Source organism: Lebetimonas natsushimae (assembly GCF_002335445.1).
Taxonomy (GTDB): domain Bacteria; phylum Campylobacterota; class Campylobacteria; order Campylobacterales; family Nautiliaceae; genus Lebetimonas; species Lebetimonas natsushimae.
Genome location: NZ_BDME01000001.1, coordinates 407,196 through 427,469 on the forward strand (window position 1 = coordinate 407,196; position 20,274 = coordinate 427,469).

Consider the following 20,274-nt stretch of genomic DNA (forward strand, 5'->3'; position numbering starts at 1 on the left):
TTTATGAAAATAGAAAATTTAGGACTTTTAAAACAACTTGGATACAGTGAAGATAATTTAAAAGAACTTAATGCAGTAAAACAGAACACTCCAAATTTTGAAAAAATTAAAAATCATTTGGTTTCTTTAAATGATAAATTAAAACATTTAAACGGATTTATTGCTTTTTCAAATTCAGTGCCGCATTTAAAAATAAAAGTTGAAAACAGCGGGGAATTATTGGAAGAAGCAAAAGAAATTATTGAAAAATGGGCTAAAAAATATAACGTAATTTTGGAAAAAGTAAAAGAAAATGTTTTTTATATAAAAAAGGTTAATTAAACATATTGTTTTTATTGCTGAACTGATTTACAAAAGGTATGATTTTTAAAATTGTATCTTTTGTAATTATTTCATTTCCTTTTTGAATAATAGCCACAGAATTTGATTTAATGAGGGGTTTTAACATACCGGAGCCGTATTTGTAGTTATTATATACTTCCCATTGCCCGTTTTCATAAAATCCAAGTGCGGTATGGTCTTTTTTAGAATTTACTTTAAAATCGTTTATGTTTTTTGCTAAATAAGTTTGGTGATAATAATTTTTGGCTCCGCTTATTTTTCTTAAAACAGGTATTCCTATACAGAACATATTTAAAAAGCTGCTTAGTGGATTTCCTGGCATTGCAAAAACAAATTTTTTGCCTATTTTCCCTATCATTGTAGGGCGTCCCGGTTTTACTAAAATACCGTGAAAAAATTCTTTTAATCCTAAATTTTTAAAAATTTCAAACATATAATCTTTTTCACCAAAACTTATTCCGCCGCTTGTGATAATTACGTCATAAGAATTTAATATATTTTTTATTTTATTTAATGTATCTTCATACGAATCTTCTGCAATACCTATAATATCTGTATCAAAATTGTATTGTTTTAAAAGTGAATAAATAGAATAAGAGTTTATATTATATATTTCGTCTTCATCTGCTTTTTCGTAAGGTTCTTTTAATTCATTACCGCTTGAGAGGATTGCAATTGATGGTTTCTTATAAACAGTTACATTAGTAATTCCCTGACTTGCAAGAAGAGCTATGATTTCAGGTGTTATTTCTTCGCCTTTTTTTACTAAAATTTCTCCTTTTTTTATATCTTCGCCCTGTTTTCTTACATTTGCACCTTTTTTTATTTCGGGAATTTCAATATATTCATCTGTTACTTTTAAACACTTTTCAATAGGAATTACAGTATCTACATTTTTTGGTATTTTTGCCCCGGTCATAATTTTGACGCAATTCTCTTCTTTTATGTCAAAGTCTTCAAATTTGTCACCGGCATAAATTGCTTTTATTATTTTTAATTTTTTACTACCTGAGTGTTTAAATCCGAATCCGTCCATTGCGGAATTGTCAAAAGATGGGTTGTTTTTGGTAGCTTTAATATCCTGGGCTAAAAAATATCCCAAAGCTTCATTTATAAATATATTTTTAGAAGATAAAAAAGAAGCTTCTTTTAATGAAATTTCCAAAGCTTCTTTATAAGAAATGTTATTTAGAATCATTTTTTCTTTTTTTTCTTAATAGGGGTTACTAATAAATTTATATAATTTCCTTCTAATTTTGGTTCTCCCTGTTTTTCTGCAACATCTTTTACCATATCCCAAACCCTGTTTATTACCTCAAAACCTTTCTCAGGTGTTGCAAGTTCCCTGCCTCTTAAAAATACTCTTAATTTTACATGTTTACCTTTTTCAAGGAAATCTTTAACATGTTTTACTTTATAGTTTATATCGTTATCCTGGATTTTACTTGTAAATTTAACTTCTTTTACTTCGATTTTAACCTGTTTTTTCTTGGCTTCTTTTTTCTTTCTTTCCTGTTCATATTTGTATTTTCCATAATCCATTGCTTTGGCAACAGGCGGATTTGCATTTGGGGCAACACATACTAAATCAAGCCCTTTGTTATAAGCGATTTCAAGTGCTTTAGCTGAATCAATTATTTTTGGCTCTCCTTCAGTATCTACAAATCTTACTCTGTCTGTAAAATCTATAATTTCTTCATTTAATAACACTTTATCTTTACTCATAGTTTAACCTCGCATAATTTTTTAATCATTTCCACAAATTCTCCTTTTGTCATTTTGTATTGTTCTCTTTTTTTTCTGTCTCTAATAGCAACTAAATTATTTTCTACCTCTTCATCACCTACGATTACTACATATCCTACTCTTTGTTTTTCAGCATTTCTGATTCTTTTGTTTAGCGAATCGTTACTGTCATAAATTTCAGTTACTATATCGTCTTCTAATAATTCTTTTTGAATTTCTTTAGCATAATTTACGTGTTTTTCATTAATCGGAACAAATATAGCTTTAATTGGAGCTATAAATGTTGGAAATTCTGCTGCGTAATGTTCTGTGAGAATGGCAATAAACCTTTCAAAACTTCCGATTATGGCTCTGTGAATCATTACTGGACGGGCTTTTTCATTATTTTCATTAATATATGTAATATCAAATCTTTCAGGCAGGTTAAAATCAACCTGAATAGTTCCGCACTGCCATTTTCTGCCTATTGCATCAGTAATTTTTATATCAATTTTTGGCCCGTAAAAGGCTCCACCGCCTTCGTCAATACCATATTCTCTATTAAGTCTGTTTAGCGCCCCTTTTAGAGCCTCGGTTGCTTTTTCCCAGATTTCATCGCTTCCGATTGATTTTTCAGGTCTTGTTGAAATTTCCATTTCATAAGTAAATCCAAATCTTTGCATTATAGAATCAACAAATTCCAAAACTTTTATAACTTCATCTTCAATCTGGTCTGGTCTGCAGAAAATATGGGCATCATCCTGGGTAAATTCTCTAACTCTAAGTAGTCCATGTAATACACCTGATTTTTCATGTCTGTGAACCGTTCCAAATTCAAAAAATCTAAGTGGAAGTTCTTTATAACTTCTTACTTTATGTCCGAATATTTTAACATGGGCTAAACAGTTCATAGGTTTAATGCCGTATTCTTCCGCAGGTTTGTTTGGATCGTCGTTTTCAATTTCTGTAAAATACATATTTTCTTTGTAGTTATAATAATGCCCAGAAATTTTCCACATATGGCTTCTTAAAAGTTCGGGTCCACGTACCGGCAGATAATTCCTTCTTATGTGAGCAGAATAAAGCAGTTTTTCAAGGTTACCTCTTAAAAGCGCACCTTTTGGGAGCCATATAGGCATACCTGCACCGATTTCCTCATCAAACATCCAAAGTTCAAGTTCAGTTCCAAGTTTTCTGTGGTCTCTTTTTTTTGCTTCTTCAAGCATTTTAAGATATTCCTGCAATGCTTCTTTTGTGGCAAATGCAGTACCGTAAATCCTTGTCAACATTTCATTTTGACTGTCACCTCCAAGATAGGCGCCGGCAACTTTTTGAAGTTTTACATTTTGAAGATATTTTGTATTAGGCACGTGAGGTCCACGGCAAAGGTCTTCAAAATCGCCCTGTTTATAAATTGAAACTTTATCTTCGTCAATCATATCAAGAACTGCCTGTTTTAGTTCGTCATCTTTAAATTTTTCCCTTGCCTCTTGTTTTGAAATATAGTATTTTTCAATAGGAATTTTTTTCTTTGCAAGGGCTTTCATTTTTTTTTCAATGTTTTTCAAATCTTTGTCTGTAATAGTTTCTTTTGTTTTTAAATCATAATAAAATCCGTTTTCTATTGTAGGTCCTACATAAAATTTTGCATCGGGATAGAGTTCTTTTATAGCCTGGGCCATAAGGTGAGCGGCAGAGTGTCTTATTATTTCAAGAGCTTCAGGGGAATTGTCAAAAAAAACAGGTTCGGCATTTTCAATACCTAATTCTTCGGCTGTTTGTGTATCAATAATTTTATCATTATATTTATAGGCGATTATATCATTATGCATAAAAATCCTTTTGAAATTTTTTGAAGAGAGTGTAGCAAAATAGAAGTCAAATGTAAATTCCTAATTTTGTAATTTTATATTGTCTATTAATTTTCAAGTAATTTAATCCTTTTTTAGGTGAATTTTAACTTAATTAAGTTTTAATGTCAACAAAAAAATAATTAAAAATGTGCAAAGGAGAACGGAAAAATTAAAAATGCAAAGAGAAAAATTGTGAATGAAAAATTTTAATTAAATGTTTTGAAATTCATTCACTATTCTAAAGTACATATTTTAATTAAATAAAAGTGTCAGAGAGTTTGATTGTTTAAAAAGGAAAAAATCCCAAAAAAAGGGATTATCCTAAGAAAGGATTTGCATAAAGTGCGATTAATGCAAGAACTAGCGCATAAATAACTTGTGCTTCGATCATCGCTAATGCGATGAACATTGTACCCATTAATTTACCACCAAGTTGAGGGTTTCTTGCAGTACCAGCAATAGTTGCAGCCGCAGTGTGTCCCATCCCGATTGCACCACCAAGAGCTGCAAGTCCTAGACCTACAACAGCAGCTACTACGCTGTAAGCTTGAATCATAGTAGAATCACCTGCAAATGCGAATGCTAAAAATCCTGCCATTAAAAGAGCGATTTTTTTCATATTTTTCTCCTAATATTTTATTACGCTATGCCCGTTCGGCTTGCGTATCCCTACTTATCACATAGCGCAATGAAATTATAAATAAAAATTAATTTTTTTGCAAGTTATTGATTGTTGGATATTGGTTGAATATCTTAATAAAGGATTAAATTTTTTAATATTTCAAAAAAACTATGAACAATTTTTTAATGTTTTTTATTTGTGAAAACTGCAGTTATTTTTTCATTAATGCCGATTATAAAAGGTGTGCAAAAATGTTAACAAAAAATTATAATGTAATGATGGAAATAAAAAAGATTGTTTTTATATTATATTTGTGATATAATTATTAAAGATAAGTTTAACTTATCTTAAGCTTTGTTTAAGCTTTGAGCTGTATAATTACAACTTGAATGTGTATTCATTAGGTTAATGAATGCACACATAAAAAATAAAGGAGCAATCATGAGACGCTTAGCAAAAATGTTAGTAGCTGGAGCGCTACTTGCAAGTGTCACAGCAACAATGGCATTTGCTGATTACAATAAAGGGTACAAATATTATGAAAAATATGTGAAAAGAGCTTCACATGTTAAAGGTACCGATTTTCTTAAAATAATTGGTGCTAAAACACCTGATGACATTAATGCATTATTCAAAGATAATGCAAAACCGTTAATTAGCCTATTAGAAAAAAAAGGTCAAAAAAAAGCTGCAAAAGCTATTGAAAAAATCGCTAAAAAACACAAACTTAACGATTTAAAAGACTTTTTAGTAGGAATGGTTAACGGTAAAATTCCAGCTGGCTGATAACGCTTAACAGGGCTTCGGTGAAGCCTTACTATTTTTTTAATTATTTTGATATAATTTTATCCTCATATGGAGGGGATGTGATCCTGGTGGACACCTCGGGCTTCAAACCCGATGGGGCGGTAGGTGACTACTTGCCCGGAAGGTTCGATTCCTTCCCCCTTCCGCCAAAACTTCTTATTTATCCAATTTATAATTTAAATTTATTTGTTTAATAAATTTTTCTAACTAATAATTTATTGTATTAAATGAAATATTAATGTTTTTAAAAAAATTGAGAAGTATGCTATTCTTTTATTAATAGTATAAAACATTAATAAAAATAATCTAACAATAATATTGGCGGATTATGATAAAAGATATAAGTATTTTATTATATATAAGGATGCTAAATAAATCTTTTTGGTTTTATATTGGTGACTGGCACTATATTAAACATCAATGTTAAACAGGTAAAAAAAGAAAAGGGAAGTTTATTGTTGATGAATAGTTTTGATAGCTTTTTCTTTGAATTCTTTAATTTTTTTGAGTAAGTCTTCAAAAATACTTCCTGTTTTATGACCTTTTTTAATTTCACTTTCAAGTTTAGTAATTTCATCTTTTAACATTTTGTATGTTGTGTCACTTTTACTTGTATATCCGAGAGTTTCGGCAAGTACTAACTGATGTTTTGCTTCATCTAAATATTTTAAAGCCTGTTTTTTGTCTTTTTTAACACTTTCCTGTGCTTTAGCAACAAGAGCCTGAGCTTTAATTAATGGGATTGGAATAATTGTTTTAGTTTCAACCAAAGTAGATAAAGCCATGGCTAAAACATCTTCCGCTTCTTTTACTTTGTTTTCATTTATATATTTTAACGCCAGATTAAGTGCAGCCGGATATGTGGCTATTGGCAGATTAATTGTATTTATAATAATTTCGCTTCTTAATGAATTTAGGATTTCTCTAGCTTCTGGTAATTTATTCTCAGCAACTAAAAATTTAGCTTCATTTACTAATTTTGCCACATCTTTTACATCACCTTCAAATTGATAAGCATTAATTTGTACATCTACCGGTAACAAATACGGTGTATTTGGTTTATTTAACAAATCGCTTAATTCTCCTATTGCTTTTTTGATAGATTCTTTTGCTTTTTTTATATTTTTACCGTTTAAATAAACTAATGCATCCTGAGTATATTGAATTGCTTTTACCGCTTCACTGATAAGTTCTGTGTTTTGAGCCTTTTTTTCAGCTTTAATTACAGCATTTTTACTTACCTGATTTGTTTTTGCATCAGCTGCCAATGATGTTGTAATTATTAGTGATGCCAAAGCTACTGATGTTAGAATTTTTTTCATTTGTCCCTCCTAAAAAGTTTTTAAAATTTTTAATTCGTTTAAAATTATATATTATTAGTCTATCGTTGTCAATGTTTTTTATTACTATATATTTAAACTTTCTAAAAATTCTATTAGAACTTCTTCAATGGTTGCCTCTTTTTTTTGAGGTATATATATTTTGAAATATTTGTCATCTATATCTTTGCCGGTTATTATATTTTTCATAAAAATTGCTTTTAAGAAACTTATTAATTTGTTTTTATCTTTTGTCTGGTATGCAGGTGATTTCATGGAAGAGTATTCTTTTGTTTTAGTATCATAAAGAATTATATATTTGCATTCTTCAAAATGCGGGCAGAATTTTGAATTCATCCATTCTCCGTCACTTGTTATTATTATTTTCATAATAATCCTTTTTTTGTTAAAATATTAACAAAAATACCGGCGGTATTTAACAAAGGGAAAAAATGAATCTGTTTAGACAAATTCCAAAAGTAGATAAACTTTTAAAAAATAAAAATCTTCAGGATATTCCGGAAAATGTTTTGATTTATTCAATACATTCAGTTTTGGATGAATTAAGGGAAAAAATAAAAAACAGTCAAATTGATAAAATTGATGAAGAAAAAATAATTAATAATATTGTAAAAAAGGCAGATGATATACTTTCTCCTTCTTTAATCAATGTAATTAATGCCACAGGTGTGACAATTCATACAAATCTTGGCAGAAGTTTGATTGACGAAGAAATTTTTAACGCGGCCAAAAAAGTCAGTACACATTATTGCAATTTGGAATATGATTTAAATAAAGGCAAAAGGGGGGACAGGTATCATCACAGTGCAAAACATTTAAGTTTTTTATTTAATTGTGAAGATGCTCTGATAGTAAACAATAACGCAGCAGCCGTGTTTTTGATATTAAATACTTTTGCAAAAGAGAGGGAAGTTGTGGTATCAAGGGGAGAGCTTGTTGAAATAGGCGGAAGTTTCAGGGTGCCTGAGGTTATGAAAGCAAGCGGTGCAAAACTTGTGGAAATCGGTACTACCAATAAAACTAAACTCAAAGATTATGAAGAGTCTATTAATGAAAATACAGCAATGCTTATGAAAGTTCATAAATCAAACTATACTATAGAAGGATTTACCGAAGAAGTTTATATTGATGAAATTATCAAGCTTTCCCGTAAATATAATCTTCTTGATTATTATGATTTGGGAAGTGCTTACATTCCAAAGCTTCCTTACGGACTTTCAAATACTGAACCATCTATCAATGATATTATGAAACTATCCCCCTCACTTGTGAGTTTCAGCGGAGATAAACTTTTCGGAGGTGTTCAGGCGGGAATAATTATTGGTAAAAAAGAATTAATCAATAAACTCAAAAAAAATCAGATATTAAGAATGTTCAGGGTGGATAAAATTACACTTTCTTTGATCCAAGCCACGACACTTGCATATATTAAAAAAGAATATGAAAAAATTCCAACCCTAAAGCAGATTTTTACTTCAATAGATACTCTTAAACAAAAGGCAAAAAAAATACTTTCTCTAACTCCGAGCTTAAGGGCTAATATAAAAGAATCAAAGACTTATGTAGGCGGAGGAACGATGCCAAATAAGGAAATACCTACAGTGGTGATTGAAATTGAGGGAAATGCCCTTAGTTGGGAGAGAAAATTTAGGGAAAAACTGGTTATCGGCAGAATAGAAAATGACCGTTTTGTTTTGGATATGAGAACAATTCAGGATGATGAAATAGAAAAACTAGCTAGTATTATAAACGAATTAATAAGCTGTGAGGTGAAAAAATGAGGAATATAATTATCGGAACCGCAGGACATGTAGACCACGGAAAAACATCTTTGATTGAAGCAATGACAGGATATAACGGGGATGAGCTAAAAGAAGAAAAAGAAAGAGGAATTACGATTGATCTGAGTTTTACAAATATGAAAAGAGGGGATGTAAATGTTGCGTTTATTGACGTACCGGGTCATGAAAAGCTTGTAAAAAATATGATTAGCGGTGCGTTCGGATTTGATGCAACTCTTTTTGCAATTGATGCAAATGAGGGTATTATGCCTCAAACCATAGAGCATTTGGAAGTTTTGGATATTTTAAAAGTAAAAAACATTATTGTGGCTTTGACAAAAATAGATTTAGCAAGCGAAGAGATTATTGAAAAAAGAAAAAAAGAGATAAAAGATTTAATAGCTAAATTTAAAAATTTAAAACTGCTTGATATTATTCCAACTTCAACCAAAATGCCGGAAACCATAGAAAATCTTAAAAATTATCTTTTTAATCTGCCTCCAAGAAACATAACCCATTCTAAGTTTTTCAGATATTATATAGACAGGGTGTTTTCCCTAAAAGGTATAGGTACTGTTGTAACGGGAACGGTTTTGAGCGGTAAAATAAGGCTTAAAGATAAAGTTTATGTTAATGAAACGGGAACTATCACAACAGTTAAAAATTTGCAGGTACACGGTGAAAATGTAGCCGAAGCCCATACACACCAAAGACTTGCAATTAATCTTAATATTTCCCACAATGAACTTAAAAAAGGATATTTACTAAGTACGAAAGGTTACCTCAGGGGATTTAAATTAATAGATGTGTATATTGCTCCGGTAGAAGGTAAAGAAATTAAGCACAATATGGAAGTTTTATTTATTAGCGGGGCAAAAAGAATACCTGCAAAAATTTTGATGTTTGATCAAAATGCAAAAGAAGGATTTGCAACAATTAAACTTGAAGAAAAAGCATTTTTAGTTTATGGCGATCCTTTTGTAGTTCTTTACAAAGGTAGGGTAGTAGGGGGAGGAGAAGTGCTAAATCCTATAAGCGACCCTATTAAGAAAAATAAAAAATTGGAACTTTTAAAAGCATTACATAAAAAAGATTTTCAAACTGCGTTTTCTATTTTGGTGGAAAATCACAAACGAGGATTTGGCCTAATTCAAAGTTATCAAAGATTTAATTTTTCGCCTGATGAAGCTTTAGGAATTGCAAAAACATTAAAAAATGTATTTATTGATGAGGAAAATTACAATGTTTTTTCTCTTGATGTAAAAAAAGAAATAGAAAATGTAATTAAAGAAACATATGAAAAAAACAAATTTGCATTTTTATCTCCTGCATCGCTTAAGCTGAGGTTAAAATGGGCGAGTGAAAAACTGATAGAAACTGTTTTAAATGAATTTGTAGAAGATGGATTTTTAATAAAAGAGGGAAATATTTACAAAAGAAAAGATTTAGGAAACGTTAATATTGAAAAATCGGTAGAACACAGATTATACACCCTTTTGGATAATTCAGGGTTGACCCCGGAAGCACCTTATAATATATACGAAAAGTTAAATATTGACAGAAAAGTGGGCGACCAGGCTATGAAGAACCTTACAAAAGCCAAAAAAGTGGTAAGACTTGCCCATAATCTGTTTGTTACTGATAAAAATATAAATTTAGCCATTAAAAAAATGAAAGAAATAATAAAAAAAATTGGATATATTGATATTAAAACATTTAAAGAAGAGATGCCGATGAGCAGAAAATATATCGTGGCTTATCTTGATTATCTCGATAATATGGGCGACATAATAAAAATAGAAAATAAAAGGTATTTAAAAAAATAGAAATAAAAATTATTGATAATGACTAAATGCACTCAACAAAAATGCAAATTATTTTTCGCGACGAAAAAGCTAAAAAGTATAAACAGCTTCGCAGCCCTACGGGTTAAGTGTACTTTTTTTAACGCTTTTTCTCTGCTTAAATTTGCAATTGTTTCGCTTTATTTAGTCATTAGCTTTTTATTTATTTAACGACTAAAGGAACTTCTTTAAATTCTTTAACGATTGCTATTGCCTTTGCGTTTATTCCTTTATCTTCCATTCTTTTTAAAAGTTTTTCCGCTTTTTCCTGAGATATACTGATTAAAAGTCCCCCGCTTGTCTGTGCGTCAAATAAAATCATCTGTTCTTCAAAACTTAAGTTTTTTTCAAATTTTACTTTTCCTTCTAAAAACATTTGATTATTATAACTTCCGGCAGGTATAATTCCCATAGCGGCCTGATTTATTGCTTCTTTTAAGAAAGGTACATTTTCAAATTCTATCTCTATTGTAAAATTATTTGCACTCATTTCATATAAATGTCCCAAAAGTCCAAAACCTGTAACGTCAGTCATTGCATTTACGCCAATTTCCCTGGCAATAAGGCTTGGTTTATAATTTAGCGTTCTTAAAATATCAGCGACTTCGGCGGCTGTGTTTTCATCCACTAAATCGGCTTTTATTGCCGTTGTTAAAATTCCCATTCCAAGAGGTTTTGTAAGAATAATTACATTATCTTTTTTTAAAGTGTTGTTTCTTATTATTTTTTGCGGATGAATTGTGCCTGTAACACTTAGACCGTAAATCATCTCCGGTGTTTCTATTGTATGACCTCCTGCCAGTACCCCGCCGCACTCTTTTATTTTACTTTCCCCGCCTTTTAATATTTCATTTAAAACTTCTTTTCCGTGATGGCAGTTGTCAAATCCGACAAGATTAAGGGCAGTTTTTACATCCCCTCCCATTGCAAACACATCGCTTAGGGAATTGGCAGCCGCAATCTGTCCGTAAACAAAAGGGTCGTCAACCACAGGCGTTATAAAATCGGCTGTTTGCACAAGTGCTAAATCATCTGTTAATTTATATACACTTGCATCTTCATTTCCCTCAAATCCGACTATTAAATTTTCATTTTTGCCATCAAGAACTTTTGTCGCTTTGTTTAGCTCCTCCGGAGCCAGTTTTCCTGCTCAGCCAGCTGCTCTTACATATTTTGTGAGTTTTGCACTGTTGTTTAGTTTAAGCATATATTTCCTTTAAAATGTTATTACTTTGTCTGCTTCTTCTACCCAGGCTGCTAAATCTTTCATAGTGGCTTTTATTTCCGGTGCAAAATATGGTTCGTTTTTAAATAATCCGCATCTTGCCTGACAAGTTCCGCATACTTTTAGTTTTATTCCGTTTTGATACATTTCTTTAAGCATTGCAACCAAATCGTTATCGTAATTTTCAGGTTTTTTATTACAGTCCCTTGCCATATCCACTGCGTCATTCATTAGAAAAATTCTTACATCATTTCCTTTTTCAAATAAAACTTTTGCAAGTCTAAGTCCGTTCCATGCTACATCGCTTCCATCATATGGCTCATGATTAAAAATAATTAGAATTTTCATTTTACCTCCTTTATTTGTTGTATTTTTCCTTTATAACCCACAACTTCTATTGCATGTAAAAGTTTTTTTGGAGTTGTTTTTGTATTATCAAAAATCACTGCTGCAGTTTTTGTATGCAGCAATACTTTTGCTTTTATAACTCCAGGTGTCATTTTTAAACTTCTTTTTATTGCCGTTGTGCACAGAGGACAAGTCATTCCGCTTACTTGAATAATAGCCACTTTTTCAGCACTAAAAAGTGAGTTTAATAATATTAAACTTAAAAATATTTTTTTCATTTACTCTCCCATAAACAGATATTGTGCCCAAAAAGGGTAGGTTAGCATAATTAATACAAAGACTGTGCCGATGCTTAAATATTTTACATAATTTTTGCAAATGCTGCCGCTGCAAACAGGCCTTTTTCTTAATTTTAAAAAATAATTCAGCCACAAATAAATAATAATAGTAGCGGCCGCAATTGTAAAATAAATTCTATAAGGTGCAAAAATATGTAAAAACGAAAGACTTCCGACACTCACTCCAAAAATTAAAAATAATAATGGTCCTAAACAGCAGGTGCTTGCCAAAATTGCAGTTATTGCGGCACCAGCTATAAGAGCCCAGAAAGATTTTGATTCTTTACTTTCCGGAATTTCGCAAGAATAACCTTTTATGGCGTTAATTATTGTATTTTTCCCTTCTTTTTTTTCATTAAAATAAATTCCCTGGTTTTGTAAAAATCTTTTTACATTTTGGATTGAAGAGAAGGAATTAAGTTTTATTTCCAAAATTCCTTCCTCCATTTCTTCTAATGCCTCTTTTGTTTTAAGTACAGGTTCCGGACAAGCTAAATTTCTTAAATCCAGTTTTTTTACCATTAAAACAGTTCCTGAGAAGTAATTTTATATTCAAAACTTTTTGGTACGTAATAATTTAATACATCGTCATTTACCTCAGCATATGGATAACCGAACATATTAAGAGGATATTGCACCGGTTTTGGATAAAGCACAAAATCTCTTGCATGGTTAAATCCAACCCAGTTCATTTCCCATGAGTGAAGATATTTTTTAACCAATTTTTGCACTTTTGGATTGTCGTAAGAATATTTTTCCACTAATTCAAGTTTTGTAACATCCGCCGGATCTGTTGGTATCCAACCGGCACCCGGAATGTAATATTCAGCCCTGCAGTGCTGCCATGTTGTAATATTTGCAAAACCTTTGCTATCGCTTTTTCCAAGTGCTTTGTCAAAATGGCTTTTTCCAAGTCTGATACCAAAAACTTCTCTTGCTGGAATCCCCGCCGCTCTTGTCAGGGCTGTAAAAAGTGAGCTTAAATCTGTACATTTTCCTCCAAACCATCCGTTTTTATAAATATATTCGGCAGTCGGTTGTTTTTGTTCCTGCATCATTTTCCCAACTTCACCTTTTCCACATCCTACTACTTTAGGATTTCTGAAAGTGTGAGCCGTACACCACAAATAAATAGCTTTTACTTTTTGGAATCTATCTTTTTTACCTTTGGTAATAAGTTCCGCCACTTCTTTAACAAGCCCGTTTGTTGGAATATGAGCAGTCGGTTTTAGATATTTAAGCACCTCTTTTGGATACGGCAGATTTTTTTTGCTGGCTTCTTTAATCAGTTCTAAAGGAACGCTTCTGTCTTTTGTTTCAATTTCCATTTCCATTGTCAAAATTTTTGGCATTGCTGATTTTTCCCACTCGGCATAAAAAGTATTTGCATTATATTCATTTTTATTATTTATATCGTAATCGTTGTAATTTCCACCAAATCTTAAAAATTTTATTTTTTGATAAGGTGCGTTGTATGGAAGAGGGTTCCAAAGTCTGGCCGGATAAACCGGTTCGTCGTATTTTATATTGAAATAATATTCAACTCTGAATCTTCTAACCTTTTCATCATTAGCACTTGCAATACTCGGCAGTGATGCCGTCAGTCCTAAAGCTGCACCTGTTTTTAAAAATTCTCTTCTTTTCATTTTGCTTCCCTATAAACTTATTGTATTTTTGTGAAGTAAAAAGTCCATTGTATCGTATGCGTTTCCAATTTCTCCGACTTTAAGTTCTTCAGGCGGAATTTTGTAATAATTCATACATACGCCGCAGGAATAGATTTTTACACCCCTTTTTTCAAATTCTTTTAGAATTTCTATTGTTTTTTCATTTTTTGAAGTTAAAAACACACCTCTGTTTACACATACTATAATTTCCGGAAGTTTATTAAATTCAAGTGTGGTTTTTAAAAATCCCTCCATCAATATATGACCAAGCTCACCTTCTCCTACTTTATCATCTTTTATGAACAGAACTTTATCTAAGAATTTGTCGCTATCATCTTCTTGTGGGGCGATGCTGCACTCATATCCTTTTACAATTCTGATTATGGTTTCACCGTTGTCAAGTTTTTCTTCTTCTGCCACAAGCCCCTGATTTGCTGCAAATCTTTTAACATTTTGAACAGATGATACAGCATTTACCAAAACTTCTAAAATTCCTTCATCCATACTTTCCAATGCTTTTTTTGTTTCAAGTACCGGTTGTGGACATGCCATATTTCTGCAATCTATTTTTTTATTCATTTATTCCTCCTTTTAACATTTCATATCCGCTTAAAGCCGCTCCGAATGCCCCCATCATCTGAGGATATTCGGGAGTGTATATTTCTTTTTTTAGTTTTTTTGAAAGCAATTCTTTTAAAAGTGAATTTTTAGCGCCTCCTCCTGTGAATACCACTTTATCTTCCGGTCTTATGCTTTTAGCCATTCCCGCAAGTCTATTGGCAATTGAATCAATAATTCCGTATCCTATATTTTCAGGCTTTTCTTTTTTTGCTATAAGAGAAATTACCTCAGATTCGGCAAATACCGCACACATTGAAGATATTTGTATAACTTTGTTGGCTTTTTTACAAAAATCTCCAAATTCATCAAGCGGAATCTGTAGTTTTGCAGCTGCCATTTCTATAAATTTTCCTGTCCCGGCTGCGCATTTATCGTTCATTTTAAAGTTGTCAAAATTTCCGCCTTCAGTTACTTTTATTACCTTGCTGTCTTGTCCTCCTAAATCAATAACTGTCCTAACATCTGGAAAGAAAAAATAAGCCCCTTTCGCATGGGCTTTGATTTCACTTATAACCGGCACGTCAAATGCTTCTTGTATCATGTATCTTCCATACCCAGTGGCGACAAGAGTTTCAATTGGTTTATCTTTTAAATACTCTTTTACCTGTTCGTCAGGATTTATAACTGTATCTAATACTTTAATGTCTATAATATTTTTGTTTTCATCAATTCCCACAATTTTTGTATAGGTTGAGCCTATGTCAACTCCGTAATACATTAAAATCCTTTAAATTTCACATTCTTTTTAAATGAAATGCTTTCTAAAAATGCTTCAACCCTTGTTTTAATCTGGCCCATATCTTCCATTGAATAATCTGATTCAATTCTTAAAATCGGTATATTTTCAGCCTGGAGTCTGTCTATTACTTTTTTTGATTCAACATTATATGTATGACAGAAAGAGAGTGAATAATAAATGATTCCGTCTGCTTCTCTTTCTTTGTACATTTTGATAATTTTGTCTATTCTCCCCTCATTCGGTGTAAAACATGCACAGTCTATTTTCATGTATCTCTCAAGCATTCTTTCCATTAAATCATCAACATTTTCAGCCCATTGTGTATCTATATTGTCTTTATAGTATCTGTGACCGATACATGCTTCTTCGTTTATAATAACGCCTCCTGTTGTTTCGACTATATGGTGAAGTTTCCAGTTTGGAGGCGCCATAGGCGTACCTATTACCATAATTCTTGGAGTGTCTTTTGGTACTACAGAGACTTTATTTTTTATTCTCTCTTCAAGTTCATCACATAGTTCGTTAACTTTTTGCGTAAATCTTTCTGGGTCGTCATAAAAAGAGATTTGATTAATTAAAAGTCCGTCTTTTCCGCTGATTGGCACTACATCAGGATACATTCCTCTGAGTTTGTCAAGACGCTGCATTGCCTCTCTTTTTTTATTGATAATTTCAATTCCTTTTTTAAGTTCTTCAAATGTCAGTTCTCTTCCTATTATTGATTCTATGTGTTTTTTAAAATCATATATTTCGCTTTTCCATAGTTCTTTTTCTTTTTCCCTTTTCATTTGAGGAATATGCATTACATGGGTTGGATGGATTTCATTTAAAATTTCCCACGTTTTTTTCTTTGCCTCGCAGCTTGTTTCACCGTAGATAAAATCTGAAGCCTGTGTATAAGGGCATGTTCTTTGGACTTTAAACCCGTAAGCGGATTTGATTAAAGGACATATGTTTCTTGGTAAATCCCTTTCGGCATCTGCAATTGAAAATTCAGCCCCGCCGCATAAACCATAACAAGCACCGTCAGCCCCGACAATTATCTCTTCTGGTACAAAAATACAAAAAGTTCCAACTAAAGGTTTTCCTTCTTTTTTCTTTTCCATAAGCTCTTCTATTCTTTTACCGTGTATTTCACTCATTACATAATCAAAATATTCCATTGCTTTTGGTCTGTTTTCCTGTTTTAAATAAAATTCGGGATATATTTCACCAAGTGCAGCCAATAATTCATTATGTTTTTCTATATCCATACCTAATTCTTGATATAAAGGTGTGTAATCTTTAGACATACTTATCCTTTTTTAATTTTTTTATTTTTTTTCTTAGGATAAGCCTTATCCTTTTAAACAATAAATTTTGTAGAGGTTTTAAAGAAGTACATCATGAAGTTTTTTGCGGACTTCATGTGTTTCCCACCCTGGGAACTTGCTGTAGAAATTATAACTATATTTTCCTTAAAGTTAGCTTAATTACTAATATTTTTTTTTACTTTTTTGGATTTAATTTTTGTATAATACATTTAAAGGAGATTAAATGGATGCTACATATAATTTTGAAATTACAAAAATTAAGGGTGATAAAAAATTTAGATTCAATGATACCTTAATTAGGGAAATAAGACTCGATATTTATGTAAATAATGAAAAAATTGTCTCAATGATGGCAACCCCTGTTGACCAGGAAGCCTTGGCAATAGGATATCTGATAAGCGAAGGGATTATAAAAAATGTTAATGATATAGATGATTTGAAATTAAAAGAAGATGGACTTATAGTTGATATAAAAGCAAAAATAAATGAAGATAAGGCTAAAAAACTAAATGAAGAGGGTATAATTGTCAGCGGATGCGGAAAAAGCATCAGCGCAAACCTGGATATAGACCCGGAAAAAATAGATGCTGCAAAAATAGAGAGTGATTTTAAGATTAAAGCCAGTGAAATTTCAAAACAGATGGATGAGTTTTATAAATCATGTCCTTTGTATGAAAAAACAGGATGTGTGCATACCGCAAGGATCTATTTTGATGAAAAGAATTATTTTGATGCGGAAGATATAGCCCAGCATTCCACCATTGATAAAGCGGTTGGAAAAGCTCTGATAAACGGATTTAATCCTCAAAATGGTATAATGATGGTTAGTGGGAGGCTTAGTAGTGAAATGGTTGTAAAAGCCGTTATGCATAAAATTCCGATTTTAATTTCAAGGACTGCTACTACGTGTCTCGGGCTTAAAATTGCTGATAAATTTAATTTGACACTTGTGGGTTTTGCTAGGGGTGATAAAATGAATGTTTATACCCATGATGAGAGAGTGATTGTTTAAGGAGTAAAAATGGTAAAAGAATTAATAGAAAAGTATAAAAATGATGAAAATAAATTAACCTGTGCTAAAGCTTATGTGGTGGCTAAAAAAGCCGGTGTTGAGCCTATTGTCGTGGGTAAAACGGCTGATGAAATGGGGGTTAGAATAACCGACTGCGGACTTGGTCAGTTTGGAAAACTTGATTTTACAGACAATTATGAAAAAGAGATTGTTGATGAACTTGAAAAATTAAGTGATGATAAAAAAAGGGTTTTTTGCAAAGATGCAAGAAAATTAGCCGAAAAATACAATCTTAAAAAAGTAAGAAGTGCGATAAAAGATAATGGTTTTGAGGTGATTTACTGCGAGCTTGGTGTGTTTAAAGAAAAAAAACGTCCTCGTGCTTATATTAAAACTAAAATTTGGATAGAAAATCAAAAGGGTGATTTATTATTTGGAAAAGGTAAAACGGAAATATTGGAACTGATTGAAAAAGAAGGTTCCATTGCAAAAGCTGCTGAAAAAATGGGACTTAATTATAAAAAAGCATGGTCACATATAAAAACGCTTCAAAAAAATCTCGATGACGAATTAGTAATTGTGGAAAAAGGTGTAAAAGGCGGCACCTACTTAACTCCTAAAGCAAAAGAATATATTGCAATTTTTAAAGAATTGGAAAATGAAATTCAGGAGTTTGCAAACAAAAGATTTAAAGAGTTGTTTTTAAAAAAATTAAAAGGTCCTAAGAAGCATCAAAAAAATAGTTAATTACATGCATATTAATAATGTTTCCTCTTTTTTTTATATATCTGAGATGTTTAGATGTTTTATTTTAAAAGTGAGAAATATTATATGTATAATGTATATTATTACTATTTTTATGGTTTTTCATGATTATATTTAATCATAAAGGAAATATTAATGAATAAAAATTTATTGGAAATTAAAGATTTATGGGTAAATATAAATGATAAACCAATCCTTAAAGGAATAAATTTATCTATAGCCAAAGGAGAATCACATGTAATATTTGGTAGGAACGGTTCTGGTAAGTCCACACTTTTAGGAAGTATAATAGGGCTTCCTCATCTTAAAATAGTAAAAGGAGATATCCTTTTTAAAGGAAAATCTATATTAAATCTGCCTATGTATGAAAGAATAAAAATGGGCATAGGAATAATTTTTCAGCGTCCTCCTACAATAAAAGGGGTAAAATTAGAAAAACTTCTGCAAATTATAAATAGATCTAAAGAAAATATACAAAATATCGCTAAAGAACTTAAATTACATGAACTCTTAAAAAGAGATGTAAATGACGGATTTTCCGGAGGGGAAATAAAAGCTTCCGAAATTATGCAGTTATTTTTGCAAAATCCTGATTTGCTGCTGTTGGATGAGCCAGATGCGGGAGTTGATGCAGATAATATAAAAATTATTTCAAATTATATAAATAAATTATTACAAGCAGATTTGCCAAAAGAGAGAAGAGAAAAATCGGCAATAATAATAGTTCACAGTGGAATTATTTTGGAGTATGTAAATATAGATATCGGACATGTAATGGTTGATGGAAAACTTACCCCACCTGCCAATCCTTATGAGATTTTAGACATGATAAAAAAATTTGGCTATAAAAAATGCTATGAATATTTCAGTAAAGGTAAAAAAAATGGAGAATGAAAAAATTCTCTCTTCAGTAGGATTTGAGTGTTCTGACAATAAACGTTCAGGTTCTTTTCTTGTTGTTGATGAGGATATTGCCAAAATGAAAAATTTGAATAAAAAACTAGAAATTATGCCTTTAAGCGAGGCTGTTGAAAAATATCCGTGGTTAAAAAATCATTTAAAATCTGTTTCTAAAAATTTATTGGGATATTTTATAAGAGTATTGCCTGATAGCGAGATAGATTATCCTATTCAAACGGGATTTTATATGGAAAAAAATAAACAGCAGATTATTCATAATGTTTTGGTAGCAGAACCAAACAGTAAGGTTCATTTAATATCTGGCTGTGTATCTTCTGTAAACGGAGAAAAACATGTTGGAATTAATCATTATTTTATTAAAAAAAACGCATCGCTTACCCTTACTAAAATTCATAATTGGCCGGATGTTATTACTTCGTTTTCAAAAGATAATGTAGTGGTAGGAGAAAATGCAACTTTTATTTCAAATTATGTAGGCTTGACTTTAGGTAAAAAGAATAAATCTAATTTAGTTATTAATATTGGAAAAAACGGTGTAGCTGTAATAAATTCGATTGTTTATGCAAAAGAGAATAATACTTTATATATAAATGATAAAATATTCTTAAATGAAGAAGGTGCAAGGGCTGATATTTTAAGCAGAACTATTTCTAACGGCGGAAAATGTTTTGTTAAAGAATGTATTTCAGGGCGCGGTAAAAATACAAAAGGGCATATTGAATGTGACGGTCTTTTGCTTAATAACAACGGAATAATATATTCAATGCCGGCTTTAGAGGCTATGCATTCACAGACAGATTTGTCCCATGAAGCGGCTGTGGGAAAAATATCTGAAGAAGAATTGATTTATTTAATGTCTAAGGGAATAGATGAAGAAAGTGCAAAAACTCTTATAATTCAAGGCTTTTTGGAAAATAAAATCCAGGATTTACCAATGGATTTACAAAAATCTGTTGAAAATTTAATACAAAGAATTTCTACTGAAGGCGCTATATAAAAAATTTTAAAAAG

General features: G+C 31.2%; 22 protein-coding genes and 1 tRNA gene. 9 read left to right on the forward strand and 14 right to left on the reverse strand.

Going from position 1 to position 20,274, the window contains the following annotated elements; all coding sequences use genetic code 11:
- Nucleotides 1-3 precede the first annotated feature (3 nt).
- Nucleotides 4-321, forward strand: a complete 318-nt coding sequence (locus tag LNAT_RS02350) for a hypothetical protein (protein WP_096258318.1) — start codon at nt 4-6, stop codon at nt 319-321.
- Here LNAT_RS02350 and LNAT_RS02355 read toward each other — a convergent pair.
- From LNAT_RS02355 to LNAT_RS02370, 4 genes are all read right to left on the reverse strand, one after another.
- Nucleotides 314-1,540, reverse strand: coding sequence for a molybdopterin molybdotransferase MoeA (locus tag LNAT_RS02355; protein ID WP_096258319.1), 1,227 nt, complete (start codon nt 1,538-1,540; stop codon nt 314-316). The genes LNAT_RS02350 and LNAT_RS02355 overlap by 8 nt on opposite strands.
- Complete coding sequence (gene infC / locus LNAT_RS02360; RefSeq protein ID WP_096258320.1) at nt 1,537-2,067, reverse strand: translation initiation factor IF-3; 531 nt, start codon at nt 2,065-2,067, stop codon at nt 1,537-1,539. The genes LNAT_RS02355 and infC overlap by 4 nt, the downstream gene beginning before the upstream one ends.
- Entirely contained in the window at nt 2,064-3,899 is a 1,836-nt protein-coding gene (thrS, locus tag LNAT_RS02365) for a threonine--tRNA ligase (RefSeq protein ID WP_096258321.1), read from the reverse strand. Before thrS ends, infC begins: the two co-directional genes overlap by 4 nt.
- Nucleotides 3,900-4,236: 337 nt before the next feature.
- Entirely contained in the window at nt 4,237-4,539 is a 303-nt protein-coding gene (locus tag LNAT_RS02370; RefSeq protein ID WP_024789899.1) for a F0F1 ATP synthase subunit C, read from the reverse strand.
- A gap of 444 nt (nt 4,540-4,983) precedes the next feature.
- Here LNAT_RS02370 and LNAT_RS02375 point away from each other — a divergent pair, with 444 nt between their 5' ends.
- Both LNAT_RS02375 and LNAT_RS02380 read left to right on the forward strand, forming a co-directional pair.
- Nucleotides 4,984-5,328, forward strand: coding sequence for a hypothetical protein (locus LNAT_RS02375; protein ID WP_096258322.1), 345 nt, complete (start codon nt 4,984-4,986; stop codon nt 5,326-5,328).
- 71 nt (nt 5,329-5,399) lie between these two features.
- Nucleotides 5,400-5,498, forward strand: a tRNA-Sec gene (locus LNAT_RS02380).
- Nucleotides 5,499-5,801: 303 nt separating this feature from the next.
- On the opposite strand, the gene LNAT_RS02385 is transcribed toward LNAT_RS02380, so the two are convergent.
- Both LNAT_RS02385 and LNAT_RS02390 read right to left on the reverse strand, forming a co-directional pair.
- The gene (locus tag LNAT_RS02385) at nt 5,802-6,671 is read right to left on the reverse strand and encodes a YfdX family protein (RefSeq protein ID WP_096258323.1); all 870 of its coding nucleotides are present in this window, start codon (nt 6,669-6,671) and stop codon (nt 5,802-5,804) included.
- Nucleotides 6,672-6,755: 84 nt separating this feature from the next.
- A complete protein-coding gene (locus LNAT_RS02390) occupies nt 6,756-7,058 on the reverse strand; it encodes a NifB/NifX family molybdenum-iron cluster-binding protein (RefSeq protein WP_096258324.1) in 303 nt (100 codons plus the stop codon).
- Between the two features lie 62 nt (nt 7,059-7,120).
- On the opposite strand from LNAT_RS02390, the gene selA reads away from it, so the two are divergent.
- A complete protein-coding gene (gene selA, locus LNAT_RS02395; protein WP_096258325.1) occupies nt 7,121-8,470 on the forward strand; it encodes an L-seryl-tRNA(Sec) selenium transferase in 1,350 nt (449 codons plus the stop codon).
- Nucleotides 8,467-10,296, forward strand: a complete 1,830-nt coding sequence (gene selB / locus LNAT_RS02400; protein ID WP_096258326.1) for a selenocysteine-specific translation elongation factor — start codon at nt 8,467-8,469, stop codon at nt 10,294-10,296. The genes selA and selB overlap by 4 nt, the downstream gene beginning before the upstream one ends.
- A gap of 181 nt (nt 10,297-10,477) precedes the next feature.
- Here the strand turns inward: selB and selD are convergent, their stop codons facing one another.
- The 8 genes from selD to LNAT_RS02440 are packed head-to-tail and all read right to left on the reverse strand — an operon-like array spanning nt 10,478 to nt 16,544.
- Nucleotides 10,478-11,521 (reverse strand): selenide, water dikinase SelD, encoded by a 1,044-nt coding sequence (gene selD, locus LNAT_RS02405; protein ID WP_096258327.1) that lies wholly within the window; start codon nt 11,519-11,521, stop codon nt 10,478-10,480.
- 9 nt (nt 11,522-11,530) lie between these two features.
- Nucleotides 11,531-11,887, reverse strand: coding sequence for a DsrE/DsrF/TusD sulfur relay family protein (locus LNAT_RS02410; RefSeq protein WP_024789905.1), 357 nt, complete (start codon nt 11,885-11,887; stop codon nt 11,531-11,533).
- On the reverse strand, nt 11,884-12,165 hold the full coding sequence (locus LNAT_RS02415) for a heavy-metal-associated domain-containing protein (protein WP_096258328.1): 282 nt from the start codon (nt 12,163-12,165) through the stop codon (nt 11,884-11,886). Before LNAT_RS02415 ends, LNAT_RS02410 begins: the two co-directional genes overlap by 4 nt.
- Nucleotides 12,166-12,747: a mercuric transporter MerT family protein gene (locus LNAT_RS02420; RefSeq protein ID WP_096258329.1), complete on the reverse strand. Its 582-nt coding sequence runs from the start codon at nt 12,745-12,747 to the stop codon at nt 12,166-12,168.
- The gene (locus tag LNAT_RS02425; RefSeq protein ID WP_096258330.1) at nt 12,747-13,871 is read right to left on the reverse strand and encodes a transglutaminase domain-containing protein; all 1,125 of its coding nucleotides are present in this window, start codon (nt 13,869-13,871) and stop codon (nt 12,747-12,749) included. The genes LNAT_RS02420 and LNAT_RS02425 overlap by 1 nt, the downstream gene beginning before the upstream one ends.
- 9 nt (nt 13,872-13,880) lie before the next feature.
- Nucleotides 13,881-14,471: a sulfurtransferase-like selenium metabolism protein YedF gene (gene yedF / locus LNAT_RS02430; RefSeq protein ID WP_096258331.1), complete on the reverse strand. Its 591-nt coding sequence runs from the start codon at nt 14,469-14,471 to the stop codon at nt 13,881-13,883.
- Entirely contained in the window at nt 14,464-15,231 is a 768-nt protein-coding gene (locus tag LNAT_RS02435; RefSeq protein ID WP_096258332.1) for an acyl-CoA dehydratase activase, read from the reverse strand. The genes yedF and LNAT_RS02435 overlap by 8 nt, the downstream gene beginning before the upstream one ends.
- Nucleotides 15,231-16,544 carry a double-cubane-cluster-containing anaerobic reductase gene (locus tag LNAT_RS02440; protein ID WP_096258333.1) on the reverse strand — a complete coding sequence of 438 codons (1,314 nt, stop codon included), beginning with the start codon at nt 16,542-16,544 and terminating at the stop codon, nt 15,231-15,233. Before LNAT_RS02440 ends, LNAT_RS02435 begins: the two co-directional genes overlap by 1 nt.
- A gap of 244 nt (nt 16,545-16,788) precedes the next feature.
- Between LNAT_RS02440 and fdhD the strand changes: the two genes are divergently transcribed.
- From fdhD to LNAT_RS02460, 4 genes are all read left to right on the forward strand, one after another.
- Entirely contained in the window at nt 16,789-17,577 is a 789-nt protein-coding gene (gene fdhD, locus LNAT_RS02445; protein WP_096258334.1) for a formate dehydrogenase accessory sulfurtransferase FdhD, read from the forward strand.
- A 9-nt stretch (nt 17,578-17,586) separates the two neighbouring features.
- Entirely contained in the window at nt 17,587-18,324 is a 738-nt protein-coding gene (locus LNAT_RS02450; protein WP_096258335.1) for a winged helix-turn-helix domain-containing protein, read from the forward strand.
- 153 nt (nt 18,325-18,477) lie between these two features.
- Nucleotides 18,478-19,236: an ABC transporter ATP-binding protein gene (locus LNAT_RS02455; protein WP_096258336.1), complete on the forward strand. Its 759-nt coding sequence runs from the start codon at nt 18,478-18,480 to the stop codon at nt 19,234-19,236.
- On the forward strand, nt 19,226-20,260 hold the full coding sequence (locus LNAT_RS02460; RefSeq protein WP_172413483.1) for a SufD family Fe-S cluster assembly protein: 1,035 nt from the start codon (nt 19,226-19,228) through the stop codon (nt 20,258-20,260). The genes LNAT_RS02455 and LNAT_RS02460 overlap by 11 nt, the downstream gene beginning before the upstream one ends.
- The last annotated feature ends 14 nt before the right edge of the window (nt 20,261-20,274 follow it).

What these genes read in the sequence shown, in the direction of transcription:
- LNAT_RS02350 (WP_096258318.1), top strand. Translation starts at nt 4, where the DNA reads ATGAAAATAGAAAATTTAGGACTTTTAAAACAACTTGGATACAGTGAA.
- LNAT_RS02355 (WP_096258319.1), bottom strand. Translation starts at nt 1,540, where the DNA reads ATGATTCTAAATAACATTTCTTATAAAGAAGCTTTGGAAATTTCATTA.
- infC (WP_096258320.1), bottom strand. Translation starts at nt 2,067, where the DNA reads ATGAGTAAAGATAAAGTGTTATTAAATGAAGAAATTATAGATTTTACA.
- thrS (WP_096258321.1), bottom strand. Translation starts at nt 3,899, where the DNA reads ATGCATAATGATATAATCGCCTATAAATATAATGATAAAATTATTGAT.
- LNAT_RS02370 (WP_024789899.1), bottom strand. Translation starts at nt 4,539, where the DNA reads ATGAAAAAAATCGCTCTTTTAATGGCAGGATTTTTAGCATTCGCATTT.
- LNAT_RS02375 (WP_096258322.1), top strand. Translation starts at nt 4,984, where the DNA reads ATGAGACGCTTAGCAAAAATGTTAGTAGCTGGAGCGCTACTTGCAAGT.
- LNAT_RS02385 (WP_096258323.1), bottom strand. Translation starts at nt 6,671, where the DNA reads ATGAAAAAAATTCTAACATCAGTAGCTTTGGCATCACTAATAATTACA.
- LNAT_RS02390 (WP_096258324.1), bottom strand. Translation starts at nt 7,058, where the DNA reads ATGAAAATAATAATAACAAGTGACGGAGAATGGATGAATTCAAAATTC.
- selA (WP_096258325.1), top strand. Translation starts at nt 7,121, where the DNA reads ATGAATCTGTTTAGACAAATTCCAAAAGTAGATAAACTTTTAAAAAAT.
- selB (WP_096258326.1), top strand. Translation starts at nt 8,467, where the DNA reads ATGAGGAATATAATTATCGGAACCGCAGGACATGTAGACCACGGAAAA.
- LNAT_RS02410 (WP_024789905.1), bottom strand. Translation starts at nt 11,887, where the DNA reads ATGAAAATTCTAATTATTTTTAATCATGAGCCATATGATGGAAGCGAT.
- LNAT_RS02415 (WP_096258328.1), bottom strand. Translation starts at nt 12,165, where the DNA reads ATGAAAAAAATATTTTTAAGTTTAATATTATTAAACTCACTTTTTAGT.
- LNAT_RS02420 (WP_096258329.1), bottom strand. Translation starts at nt 12,747, where the DNA reads ATGGTAAAAAAACTGGATTTAAGAAATTTAGCTTGTCCGGAACCTGTA.
- LNAT_RS02425 (WP_096258330.1), bottom strand. Translation starts at nt 13,871, where the DNA reads ATGAAAAGAAGAGAATTTTTAAAAACAGGTGCAGCTTTAGGACTGACG.
- yedF (WP_096258331.1), bottom strand. Translation starts at nt 14,471, where the DNA reads ATGAATAAAAAAATAGATTGCAGAAATATGGCATGTCCACAACCGGTA.
- LNAT_RS02435 (WP_096258332.1), bottom strand. Translation starts at nt 15,231, where the DNA reads ATGTATTACGGAGTTGACATAGGCTCAACCTATACAAAAATTGTGGGA.
- LNAT_RS02440 (WP_096258333.1), bottom strand. Translation starts at nt 16,544, where the DNA reads ATGTCTAAAGATTACACACCTTTATATCAAGAATTAGGTATGGATATA.
- fdhD (WP_096258334.1), top strand. Translation starts at nt 16,789, where the DNA reads ATGGATGCTACATATAATTTTGAAATTACAAAAATTAAGGGTGATAAA.
- LNAT_RS02450 (WP_096258335.1), top strand. Translation starts at nt 17,587, where the DNA reads ATGGTAAAAGAATTAATAGAAAAGTATAAAAATGATGAAAATAAATTA.
- LNAT_RS02455 (WP_096258336.1), top strand. Translation starts at nt 18,478, where the DNA reads ATGAATAAAAATTTATTGGAAATTAAAGATTTATGGGTAAATATAAAT.
- LNAT_RS02460 (WP_172413483.1), top strand. Translation starts at nt 19,226, where the DNA reads ATGGAGAATGAAAAAATTCTCTCTTCAGTAGGATTTGAGTGTTCTGAC.